Below are 24,525 nucleotides of genomic sequence, written 5' to 3' on the forward strand. Positions count from 1 at the left end.
GGTCACTTGATGATCGAGATTCGGGACCGGTCGAGGGTGAGCGCGACAGCAACGACGATGATCACGCCGTACAGGATCTGCTCGTAGGCGGACGGCACCCCGACGATCGGCAGACCGACCCGCAGCAGCGTCACCACCAGCGCCCCGGCGAGGCTGCGCCACACGCTGCCGTGACCGCCGGTGATCGCGGTGCCGCCGACGACGATCGCCGCGACCGCCGGCAGCAACAGGTTGTCGGCCATCGTCGGGCCGCCGCTGAACTGGCGGGAGACCAGCATGATCGCGGCCAGCCCGGCGCAGGCTCCGGACACGCAGAACGCGCCGACCTTGACCAGGTCGACGGGCGTGCCGGCGAGCCGTGCGGCCGACTCGGAGTAGCCGGTCGCCGAGATCCAGCTGTGCAGCGGGGTCACCTTGAGGACCAGGGCGATCAGCGCGACGACGACGACCGCCACCGCGAAGGACATCGGCACGTAGCCGCCGACGTACAGGTCCAGCCACTTGACGGCCGAGTCGTCCACGACCCGTACCGTGCCGGCGCCGGAGACGACCAGGGCGACCGCGGACAGGATGCTCAACCCGCCCAGCGTGACGATGAACGACGGGATCCGTAACAGCACGTGCGCCGTGCCCTGCACCGCGCCGATCACCGTCGCGACCAGAATGACCACCGGAGTGGCCAGGCCACCGAGGTCCGGCAGCCACAGGGCCAGCAGGACCGTCGACAGTGACGCCAGCGCCGCGATCGACAGGTCGATGCCACCGCAGAGCACGACGAGCGTCGCCCCCGCGGCGAGCACGATCAGCGGCGCGGCGGTCCGTGACGCCGCGGTCAGGCTCCGCTGGGTCAGGAAGCCCGGGTCGGCGACGGTCAGCGCGGCCACCAGGACCGCGAGCGCGATGATCGGCATGAAGCCGGTGAGCCGCCGGGCCGGACGGGCTTTCGCCGAAACGGTGGCCGGCTGCAGGGCGACGGGGATGCTCACACCATCTCCTTCACGAGGTCCAGGGGGCTCGGCTTGGCGCCGCTCGGGCAGGCGACCTCGGCCGCGACCCGGCCGTCGTTCATGACCAGGATCCGGTCGGCCATGCCGATGGCCTCCTCGAGGCTGTCGGCCAGCAGCACGGTGGCGACACCGCTCGCGGCGAGCTCACGCATCAGCCGGTACACCTCGGAGCGGGCGCCGATGTCCAGGCCGCGGGTCGGGTGGTCGAGCAACAGCAGCCGGATGTCGCCGCCGACCAGCCAGCGGGCCAGGACCACCTTCTGCTGGTTGCCGCCGGACAGCCGGCCGATGGCGGTGTCGCGGCCCGGCGTGCGGATGGACAGCCTTTCGATCCAGCGGTCCACCAGGCCGGCCTGTTTGCGGGGCGCCACGAACGGTCCGGTGCAGCGGGCCTTCTGCTTGGTCAGGGTCATGTTCTCGGCCACCGACATCGGGCCGACCATGCCCTCGATCTTGCGTTCGGCCGGCACGTAGCCGATGCCGGCGGCGCAGGCGGCACGCGTACCGGGAAGCTCGATCTTCCTACCGTCCATCCGGATCTCGCCGGCGGTGGTCGGTTCGGCGCCGAACAGCGCGCGGCAGACGTCCTCACGGCCGGATCCGTGCACGCCGACGATTGCCACGATCTCCCCTGCCGCGACGTCCAGGTCGATGTCGTGGAAGGTCTTTCCCGACAGTCCGCGTACGGACAGCCGCGGCTCTTCGGCGGTGACGGGCTCGGCGGCGTTCTCGTGGTAGTGGTCGTCGGAGCCGGTGGAGCCGATCATCATCCGGTGCAGCTCACGGGGTTCCGCGCCGGCGGTGGCGACCTCGCCGGCCGACTGTCCGCCGCGCAGCACGGTCACCCGGTCGCACACGTCGAGGACCTCGTCGAGGCGGTGCGAGACGAAGACGACGGAGGCGAACTCACGCAGCCGGCGGATCTGCGCGAACAGGGTCTCGATCTCCTTCGACTCCAGGACGGAGGTCGGCTCGTCGAGGATGATGACCGGCGGGTGCTGGCTGCGTTCCTCGATGCGCAGCACCTTCGCGATCTCGACCATCTGCCGGTCGGCGAAGGTGAGGGTGTCGGTGCGGGCGAGCGGGTCGATGTCCGAGCCGATCTTGTCGAGTTGTTCCTGGGCGAGCCGGCGCATGGTGTCCCACCGGTAGACGCCCCGCCGGACGGCGGCCCCCTCGCTGCCGAGGACGATGTTCTCCGCGGCGGTCAGGTTCGGCACCAGCGACTGTTCCTGGAAGACCATGCCGATGCCGTGGTCGGCGGCGTCGGCGACGCTGCGCAGCTTGACCGGCTCGCCGCGTACGTAGATCTCCCCGGCGTCCGGGGTGACCAGGCCGACCAGCGCTTTGAGCAGGGTGGACTTGCCGGCCCCGTTCTCGCCGGCGAGGCCGAGGACCTCGTTCTGGCGGACGATCAGGTCGACGCCGTCGAGAGCCTTCACACCCGGGTAGTGCTTGACGAGGCCGCGAACCTCCAGCGCAAGCTCGCTCATTTGATCACCTGGTTCCTTCGGCGCTGCGGGATGACGGCGGCGGCGACCGCGGCCACGACGATGAGGCCCTCGACACCGCCCTGCCAGTAGGGGCTGACGCCGACCTGCACGAGGCCGTTGGTGAGCACCATGACGAGCAGGACGCCGACGGCGGAGTGCAGGACGCCGCCCCGGCCGCCCGTGAGCAGGGTGCCGCCGACGACGGCCGCGGTGATGGCGGAGAAGTCGTAGCCGTCGCCCGCCTGGACGAGGCCGGCGCCGAGCTGGCTGGTGACCATGACGCCACCGAGGCCGTAGAAGGCCCCGGCAAGAGCGAAGACCGCGATCTTGTACGGCTTGACGCGCACCCCGGAGAGGGTGAGCACCTCCTCCGCGCCGCCGATCGCGAAGGCGTAGCGGCCGAGCCGGGTGTAGCGCTGGACGAGCCATCCCACCAGGACGCAGGCGGCGGCGATCCAGGTGAGATAGGAGAACCCGAGGAACCGTTCGATGGCCCAGCCCTTGAGCATGGTGTCGGAGATGTTGGGCTGGACTCCGGCGAACAGCAGCGTCGCGACGCCGAGCCCGGCGGCCGACACCCCCAGCGTGGCCATGAACGAGGGCACCTTCAGCAGCACCAGGGCGAGCCCGCTGAGGCAGCCGAACGCGCAGCCCAGCAGGACGGCGACCAGGATCCCGAGGAGCCCGAAGTCGTTGTCGTTGCGGTTGTTGGCCACCAGCAGGGACACGGTGAGGGCGGCGGCGCCCATCACACCGGCGGCCGAGAGGTCGATCGACCCCATCATCAGTACGAACGTGATGCCGCAGGTGACGACGGCGAGCACGGCGGCCGCGTCCACGATGTTCTGGACGTTGTCGACGCTGCGGAACTGTGGGCTCAGGGCCGCGAAGATGCCGAAGACGACGACCAGCGCGACCGGTGGGCCCGCGTCTCGGAACGCTGCCCCCCGCCGCGTGCGACGGCGGGGAGCAGCGGTGACACCGGCTGTCACGGTCACGTCAGGGGCCCGGCCACACGGTTGAAGACGTTGGCGCACTCGAAGTCGGCCGGGTTCGTCTTCGGCTCCACGAAGTCGGCGGCGTTGTCCTTGGTGATGAGGAACTGCTCGGCGAAGAACGCCCGGTTGGCGGCGGCGATGTCCTTGACCGCCAGCTTGCCGGTGGCCACGCAGTACCCGATCGCCAGGCCGATGCCGCCCTGCCAGGCGCCGTCGCTGGAGACGGTGGCGGTCATGGTGCCGCCCTGGACGGCCTTGACCGCATCCGGTACGGCGTCGATGCCGACGACCGCGACCTTGCCGGCCAGGCCCTGCTGCTGGAGTGCCTCCAGCGCGCCGAGCGCCATGTCGTCGTTGGCGGCCCAGATGCCCTTGACGTGCTCGCCGTGCTTGGTGAGCAGCGTCTTGGTGACCGTCAGCGCCTCGGCGCGGGAGAAGTTGGCGGCCTGCTGGTCGAGCAGCTTGACGCCGGTGTTCTTCTTCAGTGACGCCTCGAGGCCGGCGAACCGGTCCTTGGCGGCCGCGGTGTCGAGGATGCCCTGGAGCGCGATGATGCCGCCGTTGCCGCCGATCGCGGTGGCGAGCGCGTCACCGATCTGCTGGCCCGACTCGACGCCGTTGTAGGTGATGTGGCTTATCCACGTCTGGTGGTCGGCCGGGTTCAGGTCGGCCGGCTTGTTCCACTGGGTGACGAGGTAGGCGCCGGCCTGGTCGGCGCCCTTGACGATCGGCGCGGTGTCCGAGTCGCCGTTCGGGAGCACGTTCATGACCAGGCACTTGGTGTCGCCGGCGAGGAGCTGGCTGATCTGCTCCTGCTGCTTGGTGGAGTCGCCGTCGTAGGTGAGGCGCTCCTGGGTGAGGCCGACCGACTTGGCGTAGGCGTCGCCGCCGGCCAGCCACGAGGCCTCGTACGGGTTGGACTCGTTGCGGACCTGGCCGACCAGCCGGACGTCGGACGGCTGGCAGGCGCCCTCGGCGGCGGCGTCGTTGCCGCCGGCGGCCTGCTCGCTGCACCCGGCGAGGACGGCGGCGGCCAGGGACAGGGACATTATGGCTGCGGCGGGACGAGCGGTGAATCTCATGATCGAACCTCGTTTTCGTGAATCGCCGGTGGGCCCCGGCGGGGAACGGAGAGAACGGTCAGCGGGCCATCCAGCCTCCGTCGACGACCAGGACGTGGCCGTTGACGTAGTCGGCGGCGGAGGAGCTCAGGAAGACGGCGGCGCCGGCGACGTCGGAGGCGTCACCCCAGCGGCCGGCGGGAATGCGTTCGAGGATGGCCCGGCTACGGTCGGGGTCGTCACGCAGCGCGGTCGTGTTGTCGGTGGCCATGTAGCCGGGGGCGATGGCGTTGACCTGCACGCCGTGCGGGCCCCACTCGTTGGCCAGGGCCTTGGTGAGGCCGGCGACGCCGTGCTTGCTGGCGGCGTACGACGCGACGCGGATCCCGCCCTGGAAGGACAGCAGGCTCGCGACGCTGACGATCTTGCCGTGGCCGCGTTCGGTCATCGGGCGCCCGAACGCCTGGCAGAGCAGGAACAGGCCGGTCAGGTTGGTGTCCATCACGCGGTTCCAGGACTTCCGGCTGACGTCCACCGAGTCCTCGCGGTCGATGATCCCGGCGTTGTTGATCAGGATGTCGACCGGGTGGTCGCCGTTGACCCGGTCGGCGGCCCGCTCGACGGCGTCGTGGTCGCTGACGTCGAGGTCGACGACCCGGACGTCGCGGCCGAGCTCGGCCACCCGGTCGCGGGTGGCCGTCTGGGATCCGGGGCGGCCGAGCAGGATCAGGTCGGCGCCGGCCTGGGCGAGCCCGTAGGCGATGGCCTGTCCGAGGCCGCGGCCGGCGCCGGTGACGACGGCGCGGCGCCCGTGCAGGCCGAACGGCGTCACAGGTCCTCCAGCGCTACCGGGGTGAGGTCGGTGTAGTCGTTGTTCTCGCCGCCCATGGCCCAGATGAAGGCGTACGAGCCGGTGCCGACGCCGGAGTGGATCGACCACGGCGGCGAGATGACCGCCTCGCGGTCGCGGATCGCCAGGTGGCGGGCGGCGCCGGGCCGGCCCATGAAGTGGAGGACCCGGTCCTTCTCGTCGAGGTCGACGTAGAGGTAGACCTCGGTGCGCCGGTCGTGCAGGTGCGGCGGGCAGGTGTTCCACACCGAGCCGTCGGCGATGACGGTGACGCCGAACTGGAGCACCGCCGTCTGCAGCTCCTGGCCCCAGGCGTAGCGGTAGAGGCTGCGTTCGTTGGCGCCCTGCGGGCTGCCGAGCTTGAGCGGCTCGACCGCCGCCCGGCTCAGCAGGGTGGTGGGGTAGGTGGCGTGCGCCGGCGCGGAGACGAAGTAGAAGGCTGCGTCGGGGCCGGCGAAGACGACCTCGCTGCCGCGGCCGACGAACAGCCCGTCCAGGTGGCGCAGCTCGAATTTCTCGTTGTCGACCAGGACGTGGCCGGACTGTCCGACGTTGACGATGCCGAGCTCGCGGCGGGCCAGGTGGGAGGGGGCGCCGAGCACGTCCCAGGCCGGCAGTTCGAGCTGGCCGTCGCCGGGGACGGCGCCGCCGACGACCAGCCGGTCGTCGTGGGTGTAGACCCCGCGCACCTCGCCGGCTCGGAACAGCTGCTCCACGAGGAAGTTCTTGCGCAGGTCCGCATTCGTCGCCGTCTCCACTTCGCCCGGCGAGGTCGAGTACCTAACTTCAATCAAGACTTGCTCCTCGTTTGTGAACCGCGTTCCGCTACGTGAACTGGGTGCGACGATACCTATGACTCCGATCACAGGTCAAGGGAGTGAAACCAGTCCACCTATGTGAACCGTAGTGTAAGGTTGTGCGACCGCGAACGCCGCGCCATGTGTGATGAGGAGGTCTCGGTGGACACGGAGAAGACAGTCAACGGCAGCTCCGCCACCTCGCAGGTCAAGTCTGCCGCCCGCGTCCTCGACGTCCTGGACGACATCGCCGCTCATGGCCCCGGCACCCAGTTGCAGCTCGCCAAGCGCCTCGGCATCCCGAAGAGCAGCCTGCACGCGCTGCTGCGCACCATGTGCGCCCGCGGATGGCTCGACACCGACGAGACCGGCAGCATCTACCGGCTCGGCGTCCACACGCTGACGGTCAGCTCCGCCTACCTCGACGGCGACCCGGTGCTCGCGCGCGCCGGCGCCGTGATGGACGAGATCGCGGCGGCCACCGAGGAGACCGTGCACCTGGGCCGCCTCGAGGGTGCGGAGATCATCTACACCGCCAAGCGCGAGTCCAAGCACCCGCTGCGCATGTACTCGGCCGTCGGCCGGCGCCTGCCCGCCTACACCACGGCGCTCGGCCGGGCCATGCTCGCCGAGATGCCCGAGGACGTCCGCGGCACGCTCGTCCCCCACGAGATCAAGGCGCTCACCGCCCAGACGATCACCGACCGGGACGCCCTCATGGCGATCATCGACAAGGCCGTCCAGGTGGGGTATGCGGAGGAGAGCGAGGAGTCCTGCCTGGGCGTACGATGCTTCGGCGTCGCACTGCCCTTCTCCCGCCGGTCGGTCGACGCGATCAGCGTCGCGGTCCCGATCAGCCGCCTCGGCCAGGGCCGGGAGGACTTCATCATCGAGACGCTGCTGAGCGTGAAGGCCCGCCTGTCGGCGACGCGGGACAACCGGCTGATGCGCTGACCGCCACCTTCGATCGGGCGTCGTCGTAGGCCGCATCGCGGCCCACGACGGCGCCCGGCGTCGTTACCGTTTCTCGAGCGCGGCCAGCACCCCGGCACGGCTGGCGTCCTCGCTGGCCAGCACGCCGCCGTTGGCCACCACGTCGGGGCTGATCTCGTTGAACACCATGCGGACGTCCTGCGGACGGGCACCGAGGATCTCGACGGCATGCTCGGTCACGGCCCGGGCGAAGGCCTTGCGCTGCTCCAGGCTCCGGCCCGCGAGCAGCTCGACGGTGATGTTGGGCATGACGCTCTCTCCTATCGACTGTCCACAAGATGGATCCGAGTTCACCAATGTGAACCGACCTTACAGTTCGGACTGCTGCACCGCAATGCATCACGAACACGGTTCGCATCCTTGAAGTGGCACGTCACCGGAAGGCCCGCATCGCGTTGAAATCGCGAAGGACGCACCGGCCGGAGGAGACCCTTGCGCGCGACACGACCGTCGGATTCCCAGCGGATCCTGGTGGGACGGGTGGTCGCGGGCGGGACCGTCGTCGGCCTGGGCGTCTACCTCTACGCCGTAGGGCCGGAACGAGCCGATCAGCTCGGCAGTGCGATCAGCGCGGTCGTCGCGCTCGCCGCCCTGACGGCGCCCTACGCTCTCAACCGCAAGGAGCGGCCGGTGTCCACCGACGAGCAGCAGCCGACATCCCACGGGCACACGGTCGGGCGGGACTACACGGTGGACCGCGGCACGGTGGTCGCGATCGTGGCCATCATGGCGATCATCGCGGCCACGGTGGCCGCGGCCGTGTACTTCCTCGCGCCGAAACCGGAGACGGCCACCACTCGCGCCGATCCGGTGCGGCGCGGGCCCGTCCCGTCGGCCGCCTCCTCCGAGCCGACCTCACCAGCGCCGCCACCGTCACCGTCCGTTTCACCGTCACCGTCACCGCCGGCCGTGACGGTGAAACAGACGTCCACCGAAAGCCCACCGCTGCGCGCCGCCCCGGCGCCACTGCTCACCACCCGTACGAAGACCACTCAGGTCGCGGCCCCTCCCCCGCCCACTCCACACGCCACGGAGGCCACGACACCGGCCGGTCGAGCTATCTCGATCAACGGCGACCGGTTGGTGGATTTCGATCAGTGGCCGCCGGTCATCACACCGGCCGGCTCACCGGAATCCCGTCCCGGCACGGCCGACGTGCGCGTCGGGCCCGACAACCTCTATCCCCTCAACGGCGCCGAGAACTGGTTCCGGGACTCGGGCACGTGCGCGGGCACCCACGCCGCCCACGGCTCGAAGAACGAACTCGTGCTGAAGGCGAAGCTCGCGGGACGGCCCGGCGGCACGGCGGCCGTCTGTCTGCGCACGACCGGTGGCACCTACCAGGTGCTGCGGATCTCCACCGACCAGGCCGACGGCGGCGGGAACCCCTACCATTTCACGATCGAGAGCGACGACAGCAGCGCCTCGTGACGCCCCAGAGCTGGCTGTGACGCTCAGCCGGCGACCAGCCGCAGCGGTGCGATCCTCCGCAGCGCCTCGGCGGTGGCCTCGTCGGCCGGCAACTGGACCACCAGCCGCAGATTGTCGTCACCCGGCAGCTTCATCGTCTCGTACGCGAGCCGCAGCGACCCCGCCTCGGGATGCTCCAGGCGCAGCAGCCCGTGCGCCCGCGGCAGACCCGGCACCCGCCGCAGCCGCTCCGTGAGCTCGTCACCCGCCGCAGCCTCCAGCTCCCCGGTGAAATCCGGGCGGGGCGGGCCGTCCTTCAGCGCCGCCACCTGCTCATCGGCCACATGCGCCCAGTCCGGGTACGCCTCGCGGGCGCGCGGATCGGTGAAGACATAACGGTTCAGGTTCGGCGGATCACCGGCCAGCAGACCGATCGGCGCGGCCAGGCGACGAAACCCCGACGTGTACGCCAGCACGTCGCCGACCTGATCGACCAGCATCGCCGCGCCGGGCTCCAACTGGTCGAGCAACCCGCGCAGCCCTGGTCGCACCGTCGGCTTCTGATCTTTGACCAGCCCACCGCACAGCCGGGCCGTCCGGGTGAGCCGGTGCAGATGGGCGCGCTCCGCGGCGGTCAGCCGCAACGGGCCGGCCAGCGCGGCCAGCACCTGCGGCGACGGACGCCGGTCGCGGCCCTGCTCGAGCCGGATCAGATACTCCACACTGATGCCGGCGAGCATCGCCACCTCGGAACGGCGCAGGCCGGGCGTGCGCCGGCGGATCCCGGGAGGCAGACCGACCTCCGCCGGGGTCACCTCCGCACGCCGGGCTCGTAGGAACAGGCCCAGCTCGTTGTCGCCCACCCGCCGACGGTAACAACTCCCGGCCCGCCGAAGGTGGCCCCGCGAGTACCACCCTGAGCGCGGTCTCCCTGCCGCCCGCCGGCCGCACCACAGTCGAGACGACCCGACGAAAGGTGAGTCCCGACATGGCTTCGACAGTGGTAGTGGTGGGCGGCGGCTACGGCGGCATCGCGGTGGCCCGGGCCCTGGACGACATCGCGGAGGTGACGCTGGTGGAGCCGAAGGAGACCTTCGTCCACGTCGTCGCTCAACTGCGCGCGGCCACCGACCCGGCCTGGACCGACAAGATCTTCATCCGGTACGACGGACTGCTCACCCGCGGCCGCGTGCTCCGTGACACGGCGGCCGACGTCCGGCCCGGCCGGGTCGACCTCGCCTCCGGGACACGACTGGACGCCGACTACGTGGTGCTGGCGACCGGCTCGACCGGCGCTTTCCCGCACCGGCTCGACACGGGCCGGCAACGGCTGCGGGAGACGCACGAGGCCCTTCGGGCGGCGTCCGGGGTGCTGCTGCTCGGCGCCGGCGCGACCGGCCTGGAGTTCGCCGGCGAGATCGCGGCGGCCTGGCCGGGAAAGCCGGTGACCGTCGTCGACCCGGCGCCCGAACTGCTCGGCGGCCGGTTCACGGCCGAACTCCGTACCGAGGTGGCCCGCCAACTCGACGAGCTAGGGGTGCGGGTGCTGCTCGGCGCCAAACTCGACACCCTTCCGGACACCCCGGGCGGCACGGTACACCCGTTCACCGCCACCACCGCCGACGGCGAGACGATCGGCGCCGATCTGTGGTTCGCCTGCTACGGCACGACGGTGCCGAGCGGCCACCTCGGCGCCGCCCTGTCCGCGGTCCGGCGCCCGGACGGGCGGCTCCCGGTCACCGAACATCTACGGGTGGCCGGCCACGACCGGGTCTTCGCCGTCGGCGACGCGAACGACACCCCCGAGCTGAAGACGGCCCGCGCCGCCGGGCACCAGGGCGAGGTGGCGGCCGCGAACATCCGCGCCCTGATCGAGGGCGGCCCGCTCACCACATACGAGCCGTTCCCGGACGGCATCATCCTCACCCTGGGCCCGTCCGGCGGCGCCGGCTGGGTGCCGGAGCTCGGCTTCCTCGACGCCACCGCCACCACCCAATTCAAGGGCACCTTCCGGCTGGCCGACTTCCGCGAACTGCTCGGCGCCTGACCCTCCCGCCCGGGGCGGCCACCCGGCCTGGTGCCCGCCCCGGCCCGCGCCATCTGCTCGCCGGCTTCCAGGACGCCACCCGAGTGGGGCGGATTCGCGGCGCGAACTCACCGGCGAGCCGTGGCTCAATGACCCGGAATCACCAGGCCCGACGTCGGTGTCTGTTGCGGCCGCACGTTGATCACTTCTCGGTCCTCGTCCTCGCCGTGCGTACCGAAGCATCTCCGGCACAGCGATCGCACGGCGTCGCCGGGGCGAGTGCCACTCGGGTCGTACTCGTGCTCCGCCGTGGCGGGCTCCACCATCCTGGACGAACTCCAGCGCCGCGAGGGTTGAATAGGCGGCATGCTCGTACTCGACACTGAGGATCCACTCGCGGTCGTGGTCGTCACGGCGATCCGGACCGGGGACGTCGCCCGGCTGCGCGGCCTGCTGGCCGCGCGCCCGGACCTGGCCACCGCCCGGATCGGGGACCGGACCCTGCTGCACGTGGTCACCGACTGGCCCGGCCACTACCCGGACGGGCCGGCCACGGTTGCCGCGCTCGTCGAGGCGGGCGCCGACGTCGACGCCCGGTTCACCGGCTCGCACGCCGAGACCCCGCTGCACTGGGCGGCCAGCTGCGACGACGTCCCCGTCCTCGACGCGCTGCTGGACGCCGGCGCGGACATCGACGCGCCGGGCGCGGTGATCGCCGGTGGCACCCCGCTGGACGACGCGACCGCGTTCGCGCAGTGGCGGGCCGCCCGCCGGCTCGTCGAGCGGGGCGCCCACGTGACACTGTGGCACGCCGCGACGCTCGGCCGGCTCGACCTGCTGCGCGCGGCCTTCGACGGACCCGGGCAACCGGAGCCCGCCGAGGTGAGTGACCTGTTCTGGGGCGCCTGCCACGGCGGACAGTTGGAGGCCGCCCGCTTCCTGCTGGACCGGGGCGCCGATCTCGACCGGATCCCCCGCTGGGAGAACCTGACCCCACTGGACGCCGCCATCCGCGGCGGCGACGCCGATGTCATCGCCTGGTTGCACGCGCAAGGCGCGGCACGAGCTTCCTAATCGCACCGATCTTGCCCATCGAGGCGTATCGTTTCCGATGCATTTGCCGCCGATGCGGGGGATCATGGCGATGAAGAGAATACTTGCCATTTCTCTATCGATCATCCTGTTGATCACGGGCTGCGGGGATTCCGGGAACTCCCCCGAAGCCGACGCCGACAAGGTGACCTATCTGACCGCCTTCGGTGCGGTGGGCCGCGACGCCTTCGCCTGGGTCGCGCAGGAGAAGGGCTACTTCCGCGACGCCGGCCTGGACGTCACCATCCAGCTCGGCGCCGCGACCGGCGAGAACATCAAGGTGCTCAGCGCCGGGCAGGCACAGTTCGCGAACCTGGACATGACCGGCGCCTGGATCCTGGCGGGCAAGGGCCAGGCCCCGGACATCCGGGCGTTCGCCGCGGTGCATCAGCAGACCCTCGTCTCGATCATCGCGCTGGAGGGCTCCAACATCACCAAGCCGAAGGATCTGGAGGGCCGCAAGCTGGGAGCGGCGACCGGCTCGGTGAACCAGCTGCTCTTCCCGGCGTACGCGAAACTCGCCGGCATCGACGCCGGCAAGGTGGAGTGGGTCAACGCCCCACCCGCTCAACTGCCGTCGCTGCTGGCCAGCGGCCGGGTCGACGCGCTCAGCACCTTCCTGATCGGCGCCCGGGGCATCGAGAAAGCCGCCGGCGGCAAGAAGACGGTCGTCCTTCCGTACAGTGAATTCCTGCCCGGTCTTTTCGGTAACGGCCTGATGGCGTCGAGCAGGGTCACCACCGCGGATCCGGACATGGTCCGCCGGTTCCGGGACGCGGCGCTGAAGGGTTTGCGGTACACCCTGGACCATCCGGACGAGGCCGCGCAGATCTTGAAGAAGGCGCAGCCGACCGCCGATGTGACGGCCGCCGTCGGCGAGATCACGCTGATGGCGCCGGCGGTGAAGCCCTCCGGGGTCATCGACAGGACCAAGGTCGCCGACGCGTTGACCACGCTGGAGAGCAACGGCCTGATTCCGCCGGGCCTGACCCCGGAGTCGGTGGTGGACTTCTCGCTGGCACCCACGGCATGAGGGCCGCCTACTCCTTCGACAACGACGACCCGGCCGCGGAGCTGCGGCACGATCTGCTCGCCGAGATCCTCGACCCGTTCACCTTCGACCGGCTCGGCGCGCTCGGCGATCTGACCGGTCTGCGCTGCCTGGAGGCCGGCGCCGGCGGCGGAAGCGTGGCGCGCTGGCTGGCGGAGCGGGGCGGGCGCGTGCTGGCCACCGACCTCAACCCGCGGCACATTCCCCAGAATCAGGGGTACGCGGTCCGCCGTCACGACCTCACCACCGATCCGATCCCGGAGCCACCGTGGGATCTGATCCACGCGCGCCTGGTCCTGGCCCATCTTCACGATCAAAACCGGATTCTGGTACGCCTCGCGGACGCGCTCGCCCCGGGCGGGATCCTGCTGGTCGAGGACTGGCTTTCGGCGTACCCCGATGTGGTTCTGGCCGCCCCCGACGCGGCCGCCGCCGAACTGGTCGAGCGTTACCACCGCATCCTGGTGAATCAGTTGTTGCCGGCCAACGGCGCCGATCCCGCCTGGGCCGGCCGCGCACACGCCGCACTGATGGCGGCCGGCTTCGGCGAGGTGACCACCGAGATCCGTGCCGGTTCCTGGACCGGCGGCACGGCGGGCGCCCGGCTGATCGCGGTGAACGTGGCGCAGGTGGGCGACGGACTGCGCGCGGCCGGCATGACCGAGGCCGAGCTGGAGCGCCTGTGCCGGCTGGCCGACGACCCGGCCCTGGTGGTCCGCAGTCACTTCACGTATTCGACGATGGGCCGCCGCCGGTGACCCGGTTCCGGTCGTGGGCGCTGCCGCTGCTCGGCGCGGTGACGGCGCTCGCCGTGTGGTGGTCGGCGACCGCCGTGTTCGGGATCCGGTCGTTCTTCCTGCCGGCGCCACCGGACATCGTGGAGGCGTTCCGGCGGCAACCGGCCTACCTGTTGCGGGAGGCCGGATCCACGGTCGCGGTGACGGTGACCGGGTTCGGCATCGCCGTGGTCGCCGGACTGCTGCTGGCGATGACGCTGACCGCCTGGCGGGCCCTGGAACGCGCCACCCTGCCGGTGCTCGTCGCGCTGAACTCGGTGCCGAAGGTGGCGGTCGCGCCGCTGCTGGTGGTGTGGCTGGGGTTCGGCGCGCAGCCGAAGATCGTACTGGTGGTGCTGATCTGCTTCTTCCCGGTCGTGGTGGCGACGATGGCCGGGCTCACCTCCACCCCGGCGGAGCTGAGCGAGCTGAGCCGGTCGCTGTCGGCGAGCGTCTGGCAGGCGTACGTCAAGATCCGCCTGCCGTGGGCGCTGCCGCAGATGTTCGTCGGGTTGAAGGTCGGCATCTCCCTCGCCGTGATCGGCGCGGTGGTCGCCGAGATCAACAACCCGACCGGCGGGCTCGGCGCGGTGATCGTGCTGTCCGGGATGTCGTTCGACACGCCGCTCGCGTTCGCCGCCATCACCCTGCTGGCGGTCCTCAGCACCACACTGTTCTACCTGGTCGTGCTGCTGGAGCGGCTGCTGGTGCCGTGGGCGCGGGCGATCTCCGGATGATCGCGCTGACCCGGGTGTCGCGGACGTTCCCGGCCCGGACCGAAACCGTCGCCGCGCTGCACGAGATCGACCTGACGGTGGCCGAGGGCGAGTTCGTCGCCGTGATCGGCCGCTCCGGATGCGGCAAGTCGACACTGCTGCGGCTGATCGCCGGACTGCTCGAACCCACGTCGGGCACGATCACCGTGGACGGTGGCCCGGTGCACGGGCCACGCCGGGACGTGGCGCTGATGCAGCAGCAACCGGCGCTGCTGCCGTGGCGGACAGCCCTGGGCAACGTGCTGCTGCCGGTCGAGATCGCGCGGCTGCCACGTGCCGAGGGCGCCGACCGCGCCAGTGAACTGCTGGACGCGGTGGGGCTGGCCGGTTTCCATCACCGGCATCCGTACGAGTTGTCGGGTGGCATGCAACAGCGGGTGGCGCTGTGCCGGGCGCTGATCCAGCAGCCCCGGGTACTGCTGATGGACGAGCCGTTCTCCGCGCTGGACGCGCTCACCCGCGAGGACATGGCCGCCCAGTTGCAGGCGCTGCACCTGGCCCGGCCGGCGACCACGGTCTTCGTCACCCACTCGATCCAGGAGGCGGTGCTTCTCGCCGACCGCGTCGTGGTCCTGTCACCGCGGCCGGGCAGGGTGCGGGAGGTGCTCGCCGTCGACATCCCGCGCCCACGGTCGCTGGGCCGCAGCGCGGCGCTGCCCGCGGTGGCGGAATGCGTCGCCCACCTGCACGACGTGCTGGCCAAGGCCGGCGACGACGGCCGACTCTCCTAGACGGCGGCGAGTTCGGCGGCTCCGAACGAGACGGAGAACCGCTTGCACCAGATGGTGACGCTGCGGAACGCCGCCGGGTCGATCCCGTCGGCGAGCCGGTACACCTGGTCGCCGTGGTTGCCCTTGAGTCTGCCGAGTTCCGCGTACTCGCCGTCGTCGAACACCCGCCAGCCGGCGAGTCCGGTGCGCACCTGTTGGTCGGACAGCCACACTCGCAGGTCGGGGCCGTCGCTGGTGTCCAGGCCGGCGATCTCCAGTTGGTGGCTGCCGTCCGGGTTGCGCACCATCCGCGCCGTACCGCTGGTGTCGTGCTCGTGGGTGATGAAGTCCCCCTCGGCGATCACCACCGGCGCGGCCACGGAAGCGGCCGGCGAGCCGGACGGCTGCGGCACCGTGGACAGCGTGTCGGTGACCACGGTGACGGTGAACAGCCGCCAGGGCTGGAACCAGTAGAGGCCGCCCGCGGCACCGAGGCCGAGCACCGCGACGGCGATCCAGGTGACAGGTCTGCTGAGAAGTCGGCGAATCACCCTTCGAGTCAATCGGCTTCGCCCGACGACGGCCAGCCCTCGTCACCTTACGATCGCCCCGTTCACCCTGTTCCGGGAGTGGCTCGCCGGCCGGGCCCCGCGCGAGGACGACGCCGGTCCGGGATGCCGAGTTCGGTGAGCAGCTACCGATCCGGCCCGGATGGCGTCGCGGCTGGGGCGGGTCTTCGCCTCCGGTGGTTCAGTCGACGATCGGGCTGCGGCGTTCGAGGAGGATGACGTCGCGCCAGGTGCCGTGGTGTTTGCCGACGCGTTCGCGGGTGCCGACGGTGCGGAAGCCGCAGGCGGCGTGCAGGGCGAGGCTGGGCGTGTTCTCAGGGAAGATCCCGGATTGGATGGTCCAGATCCCGGCCGCCTCGGTCGCGGTGATCAGCGCGTCGAGCAGGGCCCGGCCGATGCCCTTGCCGCCGTGATCCGGGTGCACGTAGACGGAGTGCTCGACGACACCGGCATAGACGCAGCGGTCGGAGACCGGGCTGCACGCGACCCAGCCGGCCACGCTGCCGTCGGCGCCGAGGGCGACGAAGCGTTGATCGGGCAGCCGGGAGGCGGTGAACCGATCCCAGGTGGGCGGCTCGGTCTCGAAGGTGGCGTTACCGGTGGCGATGCCGAGCCGGTAGATCTCCAGAACCTGGGCGGCGTGCTCGCCGGTCATCGCGGTGATCACGGTCATGGTGTGGCATTCTCCCAAACCGCCCTCACGCAACTGGCGCAGGTGGTGCGAGGTCGTCGGGCCGGTCGGGTCGAACGCGCCGGTGATGTCGCAGACGCGGACGTCACCGCCCCCGACGGGACGCGATCAGCGACATCACCCGAACATCGGGTCGGGATGGGCCACCCGGCAGGGCACCTTCCATCTCCGGGGTCATGCAGACACGACAATCCCGGTGGAGCGAGGATCAGAAGACACGGCAGCCTTTGCCGTAATAGTCGCGGCAACGGTTGTCATACCAGTCGTGACGACGGTTGTCATACCAGTCGTGACGATGCTTGTCGTAACGGTAGTGACGGCGGTTGTCGTACCAGTTGTGACGGCGGTTGTCGTACCAGTCGTGACGGCGGTCGCGATACCGGTCGCCGTAATGGTCGCGGCAGCGGTCGCCGTAGTGCTTGTCCCAGCATGGACTCGAGGCGGACACCGACGCTTCCTTCTGTGCGGTCCGACCGGCCGGGTCTGCCGAGGCCGCTGCCGGCGGCAGGCTCACTCCGGCCGCCATCGCCAGAGCCGCGGCCGCCCAGATACGCGCGATCCGTTTCATGAGGCTATCCCTTCCGTCTAGCTCACTCAGAAGCAGTCAGCCGATGACTATAAACCTTTTGGAGACTCGGATCGGCAAATCTCCGAAAACGCATTTCGCCAAATTCTGATTGCGGCGCACGTCATTTGGGATTCCGCGTAGCGAATTCTGTTCACTCTTACCGGCCTCAGCCGTCACGGGGTGTTTGATCCCGCTTTCCCATCGGCCGGACCGCGACGGTGATCCCTGCGGAACGCTTCGTCGAACCAGCCCGGCAGGACACGGTCAGTGGTCGGCGCGTGGCGCGTACATGATCACGGCGACACCGACCAGGCAGATGGCCGCCCCGATGACGTCCCACCGGTCAGGGCGGAACTTGTCGACCACCATGGCCCAGGCCAGCGACCCCGCCACGAAGACGCCACCGTAGGCGGCCAGGATCCGGCCGAAGTTGGCGTCCGGTTGCAGGGTCGCGACGAACCCGTAGGCGCCGAGCGCGGCGACCCCGGCCGCGATCCACCACAGCCCGCGGTTCTCCCGCCAGCCCTGCCAGATCAGCCAGGCGCCGCCGATCTCGGCGAACGCGGCCAGCACGAACAACAGCAGGGACCGAACGATCGTCACACCGGGCAACCTACCGGTTGGAGATCATCACCGGGTCGCGCAGGAGCAGGCGCCTCCGGCACACCCGGCACGGTGCCGTCGCCGGGCCAGCCACCACCAGGCGCCGCCCGCGGCGACCGCGAGCACGACGGCGAGACCCGGCAGCCACGCCACGGCCACGGCCCAACCGGCTCCGGACAGCACCCCGGCGGTCACCAGAACCGGGATCAGGCAACACGCGGCGCACGCGACTCCGGCCAGCCCGGTCAGCCCGGACGGCAGCAGGCGGCGGGCGCGGTCAGTGATCGCCGGCATCCGCCTGCCTCCGTCCGATGCTCGCGAACGGGATCGGGCAGCACGGCTGCGCGGCACAATCCACCAGGTCGTCACAACCCCGCAGTGTCGACGCGATCACCTCCAGGTCGGCGATCCGCGCCTCCACCTCGGCCAGCTTGGCCGTCGCCCGCTCCCGCAACCCGGTGTCCGGGCCGGAGTGCCGGTGGCCGCCCGCGGCGAGCAGATCGGCGACCTCGTCGAGGGTGAACCCCAGCCGCTGCGCGGCTTTGATCACCTTCAGTACGGTGACGGTCTCGGCCGGATAGAGCCGGTGTCCGCCCAGACTGCGTTCCGGCTCGGCCAGCAGCCCACGCCGCTCGTAGTAGCGCAGCGTCTGCAAATTCACTCCGGCGGCGTCGGCGACCTGGCCGCTGCGCAGCCCGGTCACGATCGGCTTCCGGCGGCTCGCTGCCACAAGGCGTCCAAAACCTCGGTGTACGCGGTGGGCACCTCCACATCCACCGACAGCACCCCCTCGCCCGGCCGGATGGTGAAGGTGAAGAACAAGCAGCAGCCGCTCTCCCGTTCGGTCAGACCCCGGGCCTTCCTCTCCGCCGCCGGGTCCAGTTCCCAGCGCAGGGCCGTATCCGTCAGCCGATGCTGCCGCTGGAGCGCCGTGGTGAACAGGTCGTCGAACTCGGCCAGGCGCAGAGGCTGCTCGACGGTGGGCAGGGTGCACGCTTCCGGCACCCAAGGATGGTCTTCGGTCGTAACCATGAGAAGACGGTAAGGCTGTACCCGGGTACCGGATGCAAGCCTTCTTTACAGCGGGCTCCAGTAGAACTGGATGATCGTGCCGACCAGCATGAGCCCGCTCAGGACGGCGTAGACCACGGCGGTCCGGTGCAGCCCGAACCTGTGGGCGATGCCCGCGATGCACAAGGGACCGAACACGAAGACGACCGGAGCCGCGACGAACAGTGCCGTGGTGGCGAAATCAACAACCGGGTCGGACTCCTCCATATAGGTAGAGAAGCCCACCACGAGCGTCAGGTAGGCAAGAACGACCGAAGCCACCGGCCAGAAGTGGGTCAGGCCGGCGAGGTGAGCGGCCAGCCACAGAAGACTTCGACGTTGATCCATCGTTCATGCCGTCAGGATAGGGAGCACAAGCTACTGCCGGGTAGCCGTGGATGCCCACTCGGCCGACCCGCGATCACTGTCGGGGAAATGGCTTCATCCTGGGGAAAGACGGTCCTATGCTGCTCGATCACGGGCGTTCGGTGCAGCCCGCCCACCGCTTCCCGATGCCCGAGGAGTCCTCCGATGCCGCACGTGACGCTCTACGCGGACGCCGTCACCGCCGTGTTCGGCCCCGCCTGCCGCGACGAGGTCCTCGTCGAACTTGTCGGCCAGCCCACCTCCCGCTCCGGCCTCGGCGGAAACGTCATCAGCGACACCGCCGCTCGCTGATCGGAAAGGACAGGCCATGGGTGTGACAGTCGAGGCCTACAGTCACCTCGTCCACGTCGGCGCCCACGTTCTCGACTGCTCGGCGAAGACCCACCACCGGACGGTCATCCCCGAACACGTCTTCTGCTGCCGGGAGGAAAACCATCTGTTTGCGTACGCCGACACGGTCTTCGCCGCCTCGTTCCGCGGGATCCCCGTTCTCGGTGACAAGACGTTCCTCACCGGCGGCTGTTACGCGACGACAGAGCGGACCGAAGAGTTCGAGGCATGGTCCGGCTCCTGCACCAGATACGGGTATTGGCGGGCCGACCTGCAGAACCAGTTCAATCCGGAGATGGACCCGGACGGCCCGTTCTACGAGCTGATCTGGTTCTCCGACTGCGAAGGAACGATCGGGCCGGATGCCGCCGCCGACCTGCTGGCCGACTTCAAGAGGCATGCGCCCGACTATCGCCCGGAGTACGACGGGTACCGCGCCGTCTTCGACGATTTCACCCGGGCATGTTCCCTCGCCACGGAAGACGGCCTGATCTACTACTGGTAGAGCGGGCCGCGCACGCATTTCCCACAACAGGTGAGGATGCCGGAAATGGGCATGTACGCGTCGATCCGCGGCTGGCTTGAGATCGACTTCGAGCAACGCGCCGATGCTGAGCAGATCACCGAGCAGAACCGGCACCGAATCGCCCGCCCCGGATATGTCCTGGCTCGCCGAGTAGGCCGCAGGAGATCTGATCTCTGTCCAACGCGGTCTGCCATCATCGTTCGGCATGGCGAATGTCTGGTCCGGTGTGACGATCGACTGTCTCGACCCGGAGCGCGTGGCGCGATTCTGGAGTGTCCTGCTGGGCCGTGAGCCCGGACCGTCCGAGCGTGGATGGGTCTATCTCGGCGAGCGGGGCGACCCGCAACCGCGCCTGGTGTTTCAGCCGGTGTCCGAGCCGGCCACCGGCAAGGTCCGGATCCACCTCGACGTGACCGTCGACGACATCGAGGAGGCCATGGCGACGGTCGTGGCCCTCGGTGGACGGTCCACCGGCGAACGGCACGACTACGACGGAGGCGTGGTGGTCGTCATGGCCGACCCGGAGAATCACGAGTTCTGCCTGGTCCAGTACTACCGGGCGTGATCCGCCAGCAGCTCCAGGCAGTGCCGTGGGCTCTCCACGTGGGCGTTGTGGCCCAGCCCGGCAAGGGTGACGACCGGTACGCCCCACTGCCGCAACTGGTCGTCGGTGTTCATCGGGTCGTGTTCGCCGCGGGCCAGCGTGACCGCCGCCCGCGTACCGGCCACCAGTGCGGCCATGTCCGGCTTCCCCACCCCGAAGGCGCGCGGGTCGAGCGCGAGCCGCCAGCGCCCGCCGGTCTCGTGGATCCCGGCGTGTACCGCCGGATCGTCCGGCGTGAGCAACCCGGTCAGCCCGGACACCCGCAGGTGCCGGGCGGCGGCCTCGCCCGCCGAGTCGAACCAGGCCACCGGCCGCTGCGCCATGGCCCCGGCACGGTCCAGATCCTGGTCGCTCCAGTCGACCTTGATGCCGAGCCCGACCACCGCGGCCACCGGCAGGCGGGCGGCCAGTGCGAGCGCGACCACCCCGCCGAGCGAGTGCCCCACCACGACGGTGGGGCCGCCACCGGTCACGAGCGGGCGCACCGCCTCGGCCAGGGCGTCGAACGTGTATTCCGGCAGCGCCGGCGACCCGCCGTGCCCGGGCAGGTCAGGCGCGATCCACTGGCCGGGCCAGCGGTTCGCCAGTTCGGGCCACCAGCCGGACCACACGTCACCGGTGGCGCCCAGCCCGTGCAGCAACAGCAGCAGCGGCTCACCGTCGCCGCCGGCACGTACCCGCAGATAAGCTTCCATCACCGGATGGTGCCATCCGGCGGCGGGTCACGGTCGAGCGGTACCTGGACACGATATCGAGTTGTCCGCTCCTCGCTCGTGAGGCACCCTGCACGCATGATCGAGACGCGGGTGCTGGCTCCGGACGACTGGAAGATCTGGCGGGGGTTGCGGCTCGCCGCACTGACCGAGGCGGGTCACGCGTTCGGTGCCCAGCTGGCGGACTGGTCGGGTGAGGGCGACCGGGAGGATCGGTGGCGGGCACGGCTCGCGATCCCGGGTTCGATCAACCTGGTGGTGGTCGTCGACGGGCAGCCGGTGGGGATGGCGAGCGGCGTGCCGGGCGACAACGAGCAGGTCGTCGAGCTGATCTCGATGTACGTCGTTCCGGCCGGACGCGGCCGTGGAGCCGGTGATCTGCTGGTGGACGCCGTGGAGCGGTGGGCCCGCCAACGGGGAGCCGAGGTGCTGCGGCTGGCCGTGGTGGAGGGCAACGAGAACGCGTGGGCCCTGTACGAACGAAACGGGTTCCGGGACACGGGCGAGATCGGCGGTCTCATGCCCGACGGGATCCGCCGCGAGCACGTGCTGACGAAGAACCTGGCGGGTTAGCGGGCCGAGTCGGCAACACCACCCCGCCCGATTCGGGATCATGACCGGGTGGACTCGACGTGGGGCCAACTGCTGCTGGGACTGGCGACGATCGCCGGCTTCTTCGCCGTGGTGGCCATCGGCGTGGCCGTGCTGCTCTGGGCGCCGCTGGCCGGGCCGGCCACCGAACAGGCGCCGCGATGGGCCCGCCGCCGCACCGACACCGATCTCCAGGCCCGGCTGTGGCGGCGTGCCGCCGCAACGGCGCAACGACTTCACCGGGTACGGCCACCCGCACCGGTCACCCGAGGGCTCAAGGACGTGGTGCGGCACCCGTCCCGGCTGGTGGTGGCCGGCTTCGCGGTGGCCGTCATGGTCGGCTGGGGGCTGCTGATGCTGCCGCCGGCGACCGAGTCGGGCCGCGGCGCCGGAGCGGTCACGGCGCTGTTCACGGCCACATCCGCGGTGTGCGTGACCGGGCTGGTCATCGAGGACACCGGCAGCTACTGGTCCGGGTTCGGCGAGGTCGTCATCCTGGGGCTGATCCAGATCGGCGGCTTCGGCATCATGACGGTGGCGTCGCTGCTGGGGCTCCTGGTGGCCGGCCGGATGCGGATGCGCCTGCAGTTGGGCGCACAGGCCGAGACCAAGGCCATGGGTGTCGGCGACGTCCGGCAGGTGATCCTCGGCGTCCTGCGGATCAGTCTGCTGGTGGAGGCCACGGTGGCGGCGGCCCTCACCTGGCGGTTCGCCGACGGCTACGGCCAGAGCTGGAGCCACGCCGCCTACCTGGGGCTGTTCCACGCCGTGTCGGCGTTCAACAACGCCGGCTTCGGCCTCTACCCGGACAGCCTGATGCGGTTCGTCGGCGACCCGCTGATCTGCCTGCCGATCTGCGCGGCCGTCATCATCGGCGGCCTCGGGTTCCCGGTCCTGTTCGAGCTGCGCCGCAAACTGCGCACCCCACGGAAGTGGTCACTGCACACCAAGGTCACCCTGGCGATGACCGGCGTGCTGCTCACCGGCGGCTGGCTGCTGATCACCTGGGCCGAATGGGCGAACACCGCCACGCTGGGCCCGCTGGGCGTCGGCGGACGGCTGCTGGCCGGATTCACCACCGCGGTGATGCCCCGCACCGCCGGGTTCAACAGCATCGACGTGGCGCAGATGCACGACGTCACCCTGCTCGTCAACGACATGCTCATGTTCATCGGCGGCGGCAGCGCCGGCACCGCGGGCGGCATCAAGGTCACCACGTTCGCCCTGCTCGGCTTCGTGATCCTCGCCGAGATCCGCGGCGAACCCAGCGTGCATGTGCTGGGCCGCCGCCTGCCCACCGGCATCCAACGACAGGCGCTGACCATCGCGCTGCTCAGCATCGGCCTGGTGATGGCCGCCACGCTGTCGCTGCTGGCGCTGACCCCGTTCAACCTCAACCAGGTCCTGCTCGAGGTGACCTCCGCGTTCGCCACCGTCGGCATGAGCACCGGCATCACCGCCCACGTCGGCACGGCCGGGCACCTCATCCTCATCGCGCTGATGTTCATCGGACGGCTCGGCCCGGTCACCGCCGCGGCGGCACTGGCCCTGCGGCACCACAACCGCCGTTACGAACTACCCGAGGAGCGAACCATCGTTGGCTAGGAAACCGGCAACCCACGAGCGCATCGCCGTACTGGGACTGGGCCGTTTCGGCGGCTCCCTCGCGCTGGAACTGACCTTCCAGGGCTGGGAGGTCATCGGCATCGACGCCGACCCGCGCCCGGTGCAGGCACACGCCGACGCACTCGCCCACACCGCGGTCGCCGACACCACCGACGAGGAGGCCCTGCGCCAACTGGGCGTACACGAACTGACCAACGTCGTGGTCGGCATCGGCACCGACATCCAGGCCAGCATCATGACCGCCTCACTGCTGACCGACCTGGGCGTGCCCCACATCCTGGCCAAGGCACTGAGCCCCCAGCACGCCACCATCCTGCGCCGCGTCGGCGCCCACCACGTGGTGCTGCCCGAACAGGAGATGGGCGAACGCATGGCCCACCTGGTGACCGGCCAGATCCTGAACTTCATCCAGTTCGACGACGACTACGTGCTCGCCAAGACCCGGGCGCCGGAGGCCGTCATCGGACAGACACTGGCCGACATGGAGCTACGCGGCACCTACGGCGTCACCGTGATGTCGATCAAACGACCGGGCGAGCGGTTCACCCACACGACCGCGGCCACCACCATCTACGCCGGGGACATGCTCATCGTCGCGGGCGACCCCCGCAGCGTCCAGGCCTTCTGCACCCTGCCGTGACCGCATCCGACCACGGCCGTCGTCCATCTCGAAGAGTTCGTGAACGGCGTCGTAATACTTCGCCGTCCGCCCTGAAGCGGTCATGCCGAGCCGTCGGCAGACGGCCTGGGAGGCATGGTTGTCCGGGTCGGTCACGGCGACGACCCTCGCCAGCCCGCGACCGAACGCGTCGTGGAGGACGGCCTCCGCCGCCTCGGTGGCATAGCCCTGTCCCCAGGCGTCCGGGTGCAGATGCCAGCCGACGGCACGCCGGCGCCTGATCGACGCGAGCGCGTCCTGCCGCGTCCGCATGATCGCCGGATGCGCGCCGAGGAAGCGCACGACCTCCCAGCGGGACTCCAGATCCAGGAGGAAGTCGGCGTCATCGTCGCGCCAGGGACGCAGCAGGAGCCGCTTGCTCGTGATCGTGCGCATGCCACGAATCTAATCAGCGCGGCTTACCGCCACGGCACTCTAGTCGCAACGCCGTTCAGTTAGGCCAGCGTCGGGTTCGTCAAGGTCCGTTGGTGATGATGTTGATGGCGATGGTGGCTTGGTAGGTGCGCCGGTCGATGTTCGGGCCGCGGGCCTGGTATTTGGAGTTCGAT

31 protein-coding genes and 1 pseudogene are annotated in these 24,525 nt (G+C 70.3%); 14 read left to right on the forward strand and 18 right to left on the reverse strand.

Features of this window, described 5'->3' with window-relative positions; all coding sequences use genetic code 11:
• Nucleotides 1-2: 2 nt before the first annotated feature.
• From KZ829_RS41520 to kduI, 6 genes are all read right to left on the reverse strand, one after another.
• Nucleotides 3-986 (reverse strand): ABC transporter permease, encoded by a 984-nt coding sequence (locus KZ829_RS41520; RefSeq protein WP_220149333.1) that lies wholly within the window; start codon nucleotides 984-986, stop codon nucleotides 3-5.
• Complete coding sequence (locus KZ829_RS41525; protein ID WP_220149334.1) at nucleotides 983-2,500, reverse strand: sugar ABC transporter ATP-binding protein; 1,518 nt, start codon at nucleotides 2,498-2,500, stop codon at nucleotides 983-985. The genes KZ829_RS41520 and KZ829_RS41525 overlap by 4 nt, the downstream gene beginning before the upstream one ends.
• Nucleotides 2,497-3,498, reverse strand: a complete 1,002-nt coding sequence (locus KZ829_RS41530; protein WP_220149335.1) for an ABC transporter permease — start codon at nucleotides 3,496-3,498, stop codon at nucleotides 2,497-2,499. The genes KZ829_RS41525 and KZ829_RS41530 overlap by 4 nt, the downstream gene beginning before the upstream one ends.
• Nucleotides 3,495-4,547, reverse strand: coding sequence for a sugar ABC transporter substrate-binding protein (locus KZ829_RS41535; protein ID WP_220149336.1), 1,053 nt, complete (start codon nucleotides 4,545-4,547; stop codon nucleotides 3,495-3,497). The genes KZ829_RS41530 and KZ829_RS41535 overlap by 4 nt, the downstream gene beginning before the upstream one ends.
• A gap of 91 nt (nucleotides 4,548-4,638) precedes the next feature.
• Entirely contained in the window at nucleotides 4,639-5,391 is a 753-nt protein-coding gene (kduD, locus tag KZ829_RS41540) for a 2-dehydro-3-deoxy-D-gluconate 5-dehydrogenase KduD (RefSeq protein ID WP_220149337.1), read from the reverse strand.
• Nucleotides 5,388-6,203 carry a 5-dehydro-4-deoxy-D-glucuronate isomerase gene (gene kduI, locus KZ829_RS41545; RefSeq protein WP_220149338.1) on the reverse strand — a complete coding sequence of 272 codons (816 nt, stop codon included), beginning with the start codon at nucleotides 6,201-6,203 and terminating at the stop codon, nucleotides 5,388-5,390. Before kduI ends, kduD begins: the two co-directional genes overlap by 4 nt.
• A 165-nt stretch (nucleotides 6,204-6,368) precedes the next feature.
• Here kduI and KZ829_RS41550 point away from each other — a divergent pair, with 165 nt between their 5' ends.
• On the forward strand, nucleotides 6,369-7,160 hold the full coding sequence (locus tag KZ829_RS41550) for an IclR family transcriptional regulator (RefSeq protein WP_220149339.1): 792 nt from the start codon (nucleotides 6,369-6,371) through the stop codon (nucleotides 7,158-7,160).
• Nucleotides 7,161-7,223: 63 nt separating this feature from the next.
• Here KZ829_RS41550 and KZ829_RS41555 read toward each other — a convergent pair whose 3' ends face one another.
• Nucleotides 7,224-7,448, reverse strand: coding sequence for a tautomerase family protein (locus tag KZ829_RS41555; RefSeq protein WP_183220859.1), 225 nt, complete (start codon nucleotides 7,446-7,448; stop codon nucleotides 7,224-7,226).
• A gap of 183 nt (nucleotides 7,449-7,631) precedes the next feature.
• On the opposite strand from KZ829_RS41555, the gene KZ829_RS41560 reads away from it, so the two are divergent.
• Nucleotides 7,632-8,630, forward strand: coding sequence for a hypothetical protein (locus KZ829_RS41560; RefSeq protein WP_220149340.1), 999 nt, complete (start codon nucleotides 7,632-7,634; stop codon nucleotides 8,628-8,630).
• Between the two features lie 23 nt (nucleotides 8,631-8,653).
• On the opposite strand, the gene KZ829_RS41565 is transcribed toward KZ829_RS41560, so the two are convergent.
• Nucleotides 8,654-9,472 carry a helix-turn-helix domain-containing protein gene (locus KZ829_RS41565; RefSeq protein ID WP_220149341.1) on the reverse strand — a complete coding sequence of 273 codons (819 nt, stop codon included), beginning with the start codon at nucleotides 9,470-9,472 and terminating at the stop codon, nucleotides 8,654-8,656.
• A gap of 125 nt (nucleotides 9,473-9,597) precedes the next feature.
• On the opposite strand from KZ829_RS41565, the gene KZ829_RS41570 reads away from it, so the two are divergent.
• From KZ829_RS41570 to KZ829_RS41595, 6 genes are all read left to right on the forward strand, one after another.
• Nucleotides 9,598-10,656: an NAD(P)/FAD-dependent oxidoreductase gene (locus tag KZ829_RS41570; RefSeq protein ID WP_220149342.1), complete on the forward strand. Its 1,059-nt coding sequence runs from the start codon at nucleotides 9,598-9,600 to the stop codon at nucleotides 10,654-10,656.
• Between the two features lie 345 nt (nucleotides 10,657-11,001).
• Nucleotides 11,002-11,709 carry an ankyrin repeat domain-containing protein gene (locus tag KZ829_RS41575; protein ID WP_246637131.1) on the forward strand — a complete coding sequence of 236 codons (708 nt, stop codon included), beginning with the start codon at nucleotides 11,002-11,004 and terminating at the stop codon, nucleotides 11,707-11,709.
• Nucleotides 11,710-11,779: 70 nt separating this feature from the next.
• On the forward strand, nucleotides 11,780-12,760 hold the full coding sequence (locus KZ829_RS41580; protein WP_246637132.1) for an ABC transporter substrate-binding protein: 981 nt from the start codon (nucleotides 11,780-11,782) through the stop codon (nucleotides 12,758-12,760).
• On the forward strand, nucleotides 12,757-13,536 hold the full coding sequence (locus tag KZ829_RS41585) for a class I SAM-dependent methyltransferase (RefSeq protein WP_220149343.1): 780 nt from the start codon (nucleotides 12,757-12,759) through the stop codon (nucleotides 13,534-13,536). The genes KZ829_RS41580 and KZ829_RS41585 overlap by 4 nt, the downstream gene beginning before the upstream one ends.
• Nucleotides 13,533-14,291, forward strand: a complete 759-nt coding sequence (locus KZ829_RS41590) for an ABC transporter permease (RefSeq protein WP_220149344.1) — start codon at nucleotides 13,533-13,535, stop codon at nucleotides 14,289-14,291. The genes KZ829_RS41585 and KZ829_RS41590 overlap by 4 nt, the downstream gene beginning before the upstream one ends.
• Nucleotides 14,288-15,061: an ABC transporter ATP-binding protein gene (locus KZ829_RS41595; RefSeq protein ID WP_220149345.1), complete on the forward strand. Its 774-nt coding sequence runs from the start codon at nucleotides 14,288-14,290 to the stop codon at nucleotides 15,059-15,061. The genes KZ829_RS41590 and KZ829_RS41595 overlap by 4 nt, the downstream gene beginning before the upstream one ends.
• Here the strand turns inward: KZ829_RS41595 and KZ829_RS41600 are convergent.
• The 8 genes from KZ829_RS41600 to KZ829_RS41640 form a co-directional block, all read right to left on the reverse strand.
• Nucleotides 15,058-15,591 carry a DM13 domain-containing protein gene (locus KZ829_RS41600; RefSeq protein WP_220149346.1) on the reverse strand — a complete coding sequence of 178 codons (534 nt, stop codon included), beginning with the start codon at nucleotides 15,589-15,591 and terminating at the stop codon, nucleotides 15,058-15,060. The genes KZ829_RS41595 and KZ829_RS41600 overlap by 4 nt on opposite strands.
• Nucleotides 15,592-15,790: 199 nt before the next feature.
• Nucleotides 15,791-16,282, reverse strand: a complete 492-nt coding sequence (locus KZ829_RS41605; RefSeq protein WP_220149362.1) for a GNAT family N-acetyltransferase — start codon at nucleotides 16,280-16,282, stop codon at nucleotides 15,791-15,793.
• Nucleotides 16,283-16,508: 226 nt separating this feature from the next.
• The gene (locus KZ829_RS41615; protein ID WP_220149347.1) at nucleotides 16,509-16,868 is read right to left on the reverse strand and encodes a hypothetical protein; all 360 of its coding nucleotides are present in this window, start codon (nucleotides 16,866-16,868) and stop codon (nucleotides 16,509-16,511) included.
• Nucleotides 16,869-17,132: 264 nt separating this feature from the next.
• Nucleotides 17,133-17,471 (reverse strand): YnfA family protein, encoded by a 339-nt coding sequence (locus KZ829_RS41620; RefSeq protein ID WP_220149348.1) that lies wholly within the window; start codon nucleotides 17,469-17,471, stop codon nucleotides 17,133-17,135.
• 27 nt (nucleotides 17,472-17,498) lie between these two features.
• Nucleotides 17,499-17,765, reverse strand: a complete 267-nt coding sequence (locus KZ829_RS41625) for a hypothetical protein (protein ID WP_220149349.1) — start codon at nucleotides 17,763-17,765, stop codon at nucleotides 17,499-17,501.
• Nucleotides 17,749-18,174, reverse strand: coding sequence for a MerR family transcriptional regulator (locus KZ829_RS41630; RefSeq protein WP_220149350.1), 426 nt, complete (start codon nucleotides 18,172-18,174; stop codon nucleotides 17,749-17,751). Before KZ829_RS41630 ends, KZ829_RS41625 begins: the two co-directional genes overlap by 17 nt.
• Nucleotides 18,171-18,503, reverse strand: coding sequence for a hypothetical protein (locus tag KZ829_RS41635; RefSeq protein ID WP_220149351.1), 333 nt, complete (start codon nucleotides 18,501-18,503; stop codon nucleotides 18,171-18,173). Before KZ829_RS41635 ends, KZ829_RS41630 begins: the two co-directional genes overlap by 4 nt.
• A gap of 45 nt (nucleotides 18,504-18,548) precedes the next feature.
• Nucleotides 18,549-18,869 (reverse strand): hypothetical protein, encoded by a 321-nt coding sequence (locus KZ829_RS41640; protein ID WP_220149352.1) that lies wholly within the window; start codon nucleotides 18,867-18,869, stop codon nucleotides 18,549-18,551.
• Between the two features lie 183 nt (nucleotides 18,870-19,052).
• Between KZ829_RS41640 and KZ829_RS41645 the strand changes: the two genes are divergently transcribed.
• The 3 genes from KZ829_RS41645 to KZ829_RS41655 all read left to right on the forward strand — a co-directional run bounded on the left by KZ829_RS41645 (nucleotide 19,053) and on the right by KZ829_RS41655 (nucleotide 20,329).
• Nucleotides 19,053-19,199 (forward strand): hypothetical protein, encoded by a 147-nt coding sequence (locus KZ829_RS41645; protein ID WP_220149353.1) that lies wholly within the window; start codon nucleotides 19,053-19,055, stop codon nucleotides 19,197-19,199.
• A 16-nt stretch (nucleotides 19,200-19,215) separates the two neighbouring features.
• On the forward strand, nucleotides 19,216-19,743 hold the full coding sequence (locus KZ829_RS41650) for a hypothetical protein (RefSeq protein ID WP_220149354.1): 528 nt from the start codon (nucleotides 19,216-19,218) through the stop codon (nucleotides 19,741-19,743).
• 226 nt (nucleotides 19,744-19,969) lie between these two features.
• Nucleotides 19,970-20,329, forward strand: coding sequence for a VOC family protein (locus KZ829_RS41655; protein ID WP_220149355.1), 360 nt, complete (start codon nucleotides 19,970-19,972; stop codon nucleotides 20,327-20,329).
• On the opposite strand, the gene KZ829_RS41660 is transcribed toward KZ829_RS41655, so the two are convergent.
• Complete coding sequence (locus KZ829_RS41660) at nucleotides 20,317-21,063, reverse strand: alpha/beta fold hydrolase (RefSeq protein WP_220149356.1); 747 nt, start codon at nucleotides 21,061-21,063, stop codon at nucleotides 20,317-20,319. The genes KZ829_RS41655 and KZ829_RS41660 overlap by 13 nt on opposite strands.
• Nucleotides 21,064-21,159: 96 nt before the next feature.
• On the opposite strand from KZ829_RS41660, the gene KZ829_RS41665 reads away from it, so the two are divergent.
• From KZ829_RS41665 to KZ829_RS41675, 3 genes are read left to right on the forward strand one after another with little or no spacing between them, the layout of a single operon-like run.
• Nucleotides 21,160-21,654, forward strand: a complete 495-nt coding sequence (locus KZ829_RS41665) for a GNAT family N-acetyltransferase (protein ID WP_220149357.1) — start codon at nucleotides 21,160-21,162, stop codon at nucleotides 21,652-21,654.
• A 48-nt stretch (nucleotides 21,655-21,702) separates the two neighbouring features.
• Nucleotides 21,703-23,277 (forward strand): TrkH family potassium uptake protein, encoded by a 1,575-nt coding sequence (locus KZ829_RS41670; RefSeq protein ID WP_308285888.1) that lies wholly within the window; start codon nucleotides 21,703-21,705, stop codon nucleotides 23,275-23,277.
• On the forward strand, nucleotides 23,270-23,938 hold the full coding sequence (locus KZ829_RS41675; protein ID WP_220149358.1) for a potassium channel family protein: 669 nt from the start codon (nucleotides 23,270-23,272) through the stop codon (nucleotides 23,936-23,938). Before KZ829_RS41670 ends, KZ829_RS41675 begins: the two co-directional genes overlap by 8 nt.
• Before the next feature lie 18 nt (nucleotides 23,939-23,956).
• On the opposite strand, the pseudogene KZ829_RS41680 reads toward KZ829_RS41675, so the two are convergent.
• Nucleotides 23,957-24,352 (reverse strand): annotated as a pseudogene (locus KZ829_RS41680) (GNAT family N-acetyltransferase); the annotation flags it as partial.
• Between the last annotated feature and the right edge of the window lie 173 nt (nucleotides 24,353-24,525).

This window comes from Actinoplanes hulinensis (assembly GCF_019429605.1).
GTDB classification, from domain to species: domain Bacteria; phylum Actinomycetota; class Actinomycetes; order Mycobacteriales; family Micromonosporaceae; genus Actinoplanes; species Actinoplanes campanulatus.

Coding starts and splice junctions, on each gene's coding strand:
- KZ829_RS41525 (WP_220149334.1), bottom strand. CDS start 2,500: ATGAGCGAGCTTGCGCTGGAGGTTCGCGGCCTCGTCAAGCACTACCCG.
- KZ829_RS41535 (WP_220149336.1), bottom strand. CDS start 4,547: ATGTCCCTGTCCCTGGCCGCCGCCGTCCTCGCCGGGTGCAGCGAGCAG.
- KZ829_RS41555 (WP_183220859.1), bottom strand. CDS start 7,448: ATGCCCAACATCACCGTCGAGCTGCTCGCGGGCCGGAGCCTGGAGCAG.
- KZ829_RS41570 (WP_220149342.1), top strand. CDS start 9,598: ATGGCTTCGACAGTGGTAGTGGTGGGCGGCGGCTACGGCGGCATCGCG.
- KZ829_RS41575 (WP_246637131.1), top strand. CDS start 11,002: ATGCTCGTACTCGACACTGAGGATCCACTCGCGGTCGTGGTCGTCACG.
- KZ829_RS41580 (WP_246637132.1), top strand. CDS start 11,780: ATGAAGAGAATACTTGCCATTTCTCTATCGATCATCCTGTTGATCACG.
- KZ829_RS41585 (WP_220149343.1), top strand. CDS start 12,757: ATGAGGGCCGCCTACTCCTTCGACAACGACGACCCGGCCGCGGAGCTG.
- KZ829_RS41595 (WP_220149345.1), top strand. CDS start 14,288: ATGATCGCGCTGACCCGGGTGTCGCGGACGTTCCCGGCCCGGACCGAA.
- KZ829_RS41605 (WP_220149362.1), bottom strand. CDS start 16,282: ATGACCGTGATCACCGCGATGACCGGCGAGCACGCCGCCCAGGTTCTG.
- KZ829_RS41615 (WP_220149347.1), bottom strand. CDS start 16,868: ATGAAACGGATCGCGCGTATCTGGGCGGCCGCGGCTCTGGCGATGGCG.
- KZ829_RS41625 (WP_220149349.1), bottom strand. CDS start 17,765: ATGCCGGCGATCACTGACCGCGCCCGCCGCCTGCTGCCGTCCGGGCTG.
- KZ829_RS41635 (WP_220149351.1), bottom strand. CDS start 18,503: ATGGTTACGACCGAAGACCATCCTTGGGTGCCGGAAGCGTGCACCCTG.
- KZ829_RS41640 (WP_220149352.1), bottom strand. CDS start 18,869: ATGGATCAACGTCGAAGTCTTCTGTGGCTGGCCGCTCACCTCGCCGGC.
- KZ829_RS41645 (WP_220149353.1), top strand. CDS start 19,053: ATGCCGCACGTGACGCTCTACGCGGACGCCGTCACCGCCGTGTTCGGC.
- KZ829_RS41650 (WP_220149354.1), top strand. CDS start 19,216: ATGGGTGTGACAGTCGAGGCCTACAGTCACCTCGTCCACGTCGGCGCC.
- KZ829_RS41655 (WP_220149355.1), top strand. CDS start 19,970: ATGGCGAATGTCTGGTCCGGTGTGACGATCGACTGTCTCGACCCGGAG.
- KZ829_RS41660 (WP_220149356.1), bottom strand. CDS start 21,063: ATGGAAGCTTATCTGCGGGTACGTGCCGGCGGCGACGGTGAGCCGCTG.
- KZ829_RS41665 (WP_220149357.1), top strand. CDS start 21,160: ATGATCGAGACGCGGGTGCTGGCTCCGGACGACTGGAAGATCTGGCGG.